This window comes from Allobosea sp. Tri-44 (assembly GCF_004123845.1).
GTDB lineage: Bacteria > Pseudomonadota > Alphaproteobacteria > Rhizobiales > Beijerinckiaceae > Allobosea.
Window position 1 is genome coordinate 1 of sequence record NZ_NBDP01000074.1, and the last position, 5,038, is coordinate 5,038.

The following is a 5,038-nucleotide window of genomic DNA, read 5'->3' on the forward strand; positions in this document are numbered from 1 at the left end:
CCGATGCCCGAGGCGCCGGGCGCCATCGCGGCCGGCGACGGCGCCAGGCCGACCTTGCCCTTGACCGTCCCCGTGAGCCTGTCCACGGTCGGCGAGACCTCACGCACGGCGCCTGTTGCCGTGATGGCGGGGTCGGACACCAGCGTCAGCGCGATCGCGGGATCAGCCGGCTCGTGAGTGAAGATCGACTCGTTGACGTTGAACACAGCATCGCGCGGTCCGTCCTGGGCGATCGAGAACACGGTCTGCGCCGCTTGCATGACCTGCCCGGTCTCGGCATTGCGCGCCGTGATGACGCCGGCAACGCCTGCCCGCAGCACCGTGTCGGATAGACGATCGCGGGCGGTGCCGAGCTGAGCTCGCGCATCGGAGAGCGAGGCCTGGGCCGTGCGATAGGCTTCCTGGGTCTGATCGTGTTCGCGCTGGGTCGTGAAGCCTCGGGCGAGCAAGGCTTTCTGGCGCTCGTAGCTGGAGGTGGCCTGGCGCAGCACAGCCTCGGCGGAAACGACCGCGGCCTCAGCGGAGGTCACCGTCGCCTGCTGCTGCTGAGGATCGAGCCTGGCCAGCACCTGCTCGGCCGTTACATGGTCGCCGACATTGACCAAGCGTTCGGTGATGCGACCTCCCACCCGAAAGGACAGGTCGCTTTCGACCCGTGGGCGAATCTCGCCCGTCAGTCGAACGGTCGGCGCATAGTCGGCCAGCGCCACCGCCTCGACCTGCACAGCGGTCGGCGGGTTCTCCGGGCCGCTGGCCTGTTCCTGGCAGGCGGCCAAGCCCGTCACGGCAAGCATTGCCGCGCAACAGACCGTTCTCCGCCATCGACAATTGTGTTCCATCACATGCCCCTTTCGTTGGCTGAAAGCCAAAGCTCAGGGATGGGATAGTCACGGCGGCCTATATCGTCCAATATATTGTCATTTGACTTGTGATTGACAAAAGATATCAATCACCAAGTTGGGGCCGGGGATGGCAGCCGGGCGTGCTCATTGCCAAGGCGGTGCGAGCCATACGGATGATCTCTGGTCGCGCGGAACAGACATAGCAAAGCGGCCGAGACCTTTCGACCCCGGCCCCCTCAGATCTCGTAGCGACTACTGCATGGACCAGCCGTGGCTGACGACGATTGATTGGCCGGTGAGCGCATTTGACGGAAAAGCGGCGAGGAACGCGGCGGTCTCGGCCACATCCGCAGCCGTGGTGAACTCGCCGTCGACAGTCTCCTTCAGCATGACTGTCCGGACGACGTCCTCCTCGGAGATGCCGAGTTCGCGCGCCTGCTCCGGTATCTGCTTCTCGACGAGCGGCGTGCGCACGAAGCCGGGGCAGATCACGTTGGAACGGACGCCGTGGGCGCCGCCCTCCCTGGCCACGACTTTGGCCAGGCCGATGAGACCGTGCTTCGCCGTGACATAGGGGGCCTTGAGCGGCGAGGCCTCTTTGGAATGCACAGAGCCGATGTAGATGACGCTGCCGCTCTTCTGCCGGTACATCTGCCGCAAGGCGGCACGCGTCGTCAGAAAGGCTCCGTCCAGATGGACGCTCATCAGTTTTTTCCACTTGGCGAATTCAAGGTCGACAACGGGCGCGATAGTCTGGATGCCGGCGTTGCTGATCAGGACATCGATACGCCCGAAAGTCTCGATCGCGCGGTAGATGCCGGCTTCGACTTGCGCTTCGTCGGTGACGTCCATCGCGATGGCGAGCGCGCGCTTTGCATGCGGATCGATGTCGCAGGCCGTGGCCTCGGCCGCGTCGCGGTCAAGATCGGCGATCACCACCCTGGCGCCCTCGCGGGCAAAGGTGAGCGCAATCTCCCGTCCGATGCCACTCGCCGCTCCGGTGATGACCGCCACCTTGTTTTCGAGAGGAACGTGACGGCGCAGATGACGGCTCAGCACGTCACTTTGCATAAGCGTAGTCATGGGTGTTTTCCTTCAGGATCTTACGGCGCGGCGTTTCCAGATAGTCATGCACGACCGTGCCGAGCCCGAGCGTCAGGTCAGCGACGAGGTGGACTGCCGAGACGACTTCCAGCACGGGCAGTTCCGCTACCGGCGCCAGCGCGTGGGAGGTGAAGTCGAGTGCCGCCGGGCCTGTCCAGGCGCCCTTTAGCGCGACGCTTTCGAGATAGTACTCAACGAGTTCGCAGATGCGCGGCGTGCCGTCGACATGAGGAATGATCTTGAGGAGATAGTTCGCCTCCTGCAGCGAGGCGAGGACGGCAGCGTGATCTGCTGGCCGATGCTTGTAGCCCATGGTGCCCGTGGCAACGCGCACCGGGCCGTAATCGAGCGTGCCGACCAGCGTATCGATCTCGGTGCGCAGTGAGGGGCTGGCAAGCTTCTTTGGAAAGCCCCAGAGCTCGCGTCCGGCGGCGATAGGCGGCTCGTCGTCGAGGAACATGCAATGCGTATAGGAACCCTTGCGCCCCCCGAAACTGACCGGAATGACCTGACCTGATTCCGTATAGTCGCCGAAGCCGGTCGAGTCCGGCATGCGGATGAATTCGTATTTCACCAACGGCTGGCGCTCGTCGATCTTGAGTGGCTCAGGGACAAGGGCCCTCAGCCGGGCCGGATCCGTCCGGTAGGTGATGATCAGATATTCGCGGTTCACGAAGCGGTAGGGGCCCGGAGCGAAGGCCGGGCTCGTCAACGGCATCGAGAAGGCGCGCTCGCGCACCTCATCTTCTCTCATAATCTGGTTCTTTCCTATGTGGGAGCGACTACTCGCGCCCGTGCTGGGCGAGATCAAAGGTCAGGACGCCGTCGGGCGTAGTTGGTCGCTCCAGCACTTCGGGGTGGCGCAGCGTTCTGGTCGCGTCCCGATAGCCGGCGCGCCAATGATCCCGCATGGTGAGGCGTGAGAACTCGTAGTCCTTGGAGTGCCCCTCATAGCCTTGCGCGCGATAGATGAGGTGCACGAGGTTGTAGACCTTTTGATCAGCCTCTCCGCCCAGAAGCTTTGCTTCGTCGGTCTCGCGCAGATCTTCGGGCAGCTTCGCCAGGAGTTTGCCCAGCGCCGAGCGTAGGTGCTGTTCACGCTTGAATTGATCAGTATTCGCGCGGGTCCGGCTGGAGTACTGGATCTCCTTTTGCCGCGTTGCCACATCGGCGAGGTTGCGCGGGAGATCACCTTGCGCACTCCACACGTCCACCTGGAAGGCGAGCGTGTCCCGGCGTGGTCCGTCCTCAACGACCCATTGCAGCGGCGTGTTCGAGATCAGACCACCGTCCCAGTAGAAATCGCCGTCGATCTCGACGGGCGGAAAGCCTGGCGGCAGGGCACCGCTCGCCATTACATGCTCCGGCCGGATAACATGGGTCGCATTGTCGAAATAGACGAGATTGCCGGTGCGCACATTGACCGCGCCGACGCTGAATCGCATTTCGCCGGAGTTGATGCGCTCGAAATCGACGGTCCGTTCGAGCGTCGCCTTGAGAAGCTTCGTGTCGTAGTAGCTGGTTGCCTCCTCAGTGCCCGCTGGTTGCAGCCACGGAACGTGTAGCCGAGGCGCAAAAAATTCGGCGGCACCGCCAAAGAGCGCCAGTGATGCGCTGAACTGGTTGAAGATTCCGCGAGCCGCATCGCCCTTCGGCATGAAGGAATCATGGGCCAGCGCCCAGTCGAGCAGCGGATTGGCGCTGATCCCCTCCCAGAACACCCTGAGTTGCGCGACCCGTTCGTCGGGCGCGTTGCCGGCGATGATTGCGGCGTTGATAGCCCCGATTGAGATGCCAGCGACCCAATCGGGATGCAGCCCGTCGTCGGACAGCGCCTCATAGACACCTGCCTGATAGGATCCGAGTGCCCCGCCGCCCTGAAGGAGGAGAGCGATGCAATCGAACGGCGGCCGAGAAGAGCGTCGCCGCGATGTTACGATGGGCCGATGCAGGCCGGCTGGCGCGCGGGTCATTGTTTGATCTTTCATCATCGTCTCAAGTAAGAATGCCGCAGCCATTGCGAAATCAGCGAATTCAGCAGGCCGGACATTGAAGTCGGTACATGTTCCACCGAGCGATCGTGGGCTGACGCGACCTGCCAAGTCGAAAGCGCTGATAGTTCAGTATGACATCTTGATCCAATATATTATAGCAGAGGCTATGATTGAAATTTGATATCAATCTCCATTCCGTTTACGTCGGCTCTGATCCACACGAACCGGTGATCGCCGCTAGCGGGCGCAGGTTGCGGAGATAGCAAACGACGAAATATATTCGTTTCGAGAGTGTGATCTGAGAATTATATCAATGGACCTGCGACACCTCCGATACTTCGTCGCCACGGCCGAAGAGCTGCATTTTGGCCGAGCCGCCGAACGCCTCCACATCGCGCAGCCGGCCCTCAGCATTCAGATCAAGGCTCTGGAGGAGACGCTCGGGGTCCAACTCCTCAACCGGACGAACCGGGTCGTGACCCTGACGGAGGCTGGCCGGCTGTTCCTCAGGGAGGCCCGCCGCACCCTTGAACAGGCACAGCATGCCGCGGTCGTGGCCCGCCGGGCCGGGCGCGGCGAGATCGGCCACATTGAAATCGGCTACTCCGCCGATGTTTCCTATTCTGGGGTGCTGTCAAAAATCCTACGGGAGTACCGGCGGCAAATGCCCGACGTTGAGCTCGGCCTGCACGAACTGCATCCGAGCACTCAAATCGCCCAGTTGCTGGAAAGCCGAATCCAAATCGGCTTCCTCGCCAGTTTTATCGGAAGCCAAGCTTGGAAGCTGCCGCAGGAACTCGATGCGATCCGCCTGATGGAATGGCCGCTGCGGATCGCGCTTCCGGCTGACCACCCCCTGGCGCAGCGCAGCCGGATTCCGCGGGAGGCGCTCGCCGATGAACCCTTCATCCTCTATGTCGGGTCGGACGTCGAGCAGGACCGCTCGTTGGTCCAGCTGACGCTTGGGTTTGCGCCGCGCGTGGCGTATGAGGCGCGCAGCGGATTTTCCCTCATCAGCCTCGTCGGAGCCGGTCTGGGCGTAGCCATCGTGCCATCGTCAGTCAGCTCCATCAGCATCGGCGAGCACGTAGTCTACCG

Annotated in this window: 5 protein-coding genes; 1 reads left to right on the forward strand and 4 read right to left on the reverse strand. The window is 62.6% G+C overall.

Features of this window, described 5'->3' with window-relative positions:
* The 4 genes from B6S44_RS29170 to B6S44_RS29185 all read right to left on the reverse strand — a co-directional run.
* A partial coding sequence (locus B6S44_RS29170; protein WP_248309824.1) for an efflux RND transporter periplasmic adaptor subunit occupies positions 1-785 on the reverse strand: 785 nt, incomplete at its 3' end.
* Between the two features lie 309 nt (positions 786-1,094).
* Positions 1,095-1,925, reverse strand: a complete 831-nt coding sequence (locus B6S44_RS29175) for a 3-hydroxybutyrate dehydrogenase (protein WP_248309825.1) — start codon at positions 1,923-1,925, stop codon at positions 1,095-1,097.
* The gene (locus B6S44_RS29180; protein ID WP_129160513.1) at positions 1,903-2,700 is read right to left on the reverse strand and encodes an acetoacetate decarboxylase; all 798 of its coding nucleotides are present in this window, start codon (positions 2,698-2,700) and stop codon (positions 1,903-1,905) included. Before B6S44_RS29180 ends, B6S44_RS29175 begins: the two co-directional genes overlap by 23 nt.
* A 28-nt stretch (positions 2,701-2,728) precedes the next feature.
* Positions 2,729-3,919 carry a DUF3734 domain-containing protein gene (locus B6S44_RS29185; protein WP_129160516.1) on the reverse strand — a complete coding sequence of 397 codons (1,191 nt, stop codon included), beginning with the start codon at positions 3,917-3,919 and terminating at the stop codon, positions 2,729-2,731.
* Between the two features lie 334 nt (positions 3,920-4,253).
* Between B6S44_RS29185 and B6S44_RS29190 the strand changes: the two genes are divergently transcribed.
* Positions 4,254-5,038, forward strand: a 785-nt coding sequence (locus tag B6S44_RS29190) for a LysR substrate-binding domain-containing protein (RefSeq protein ID WP_129160514.1), incomplete at its 3' end; no start/stop codon positions are given.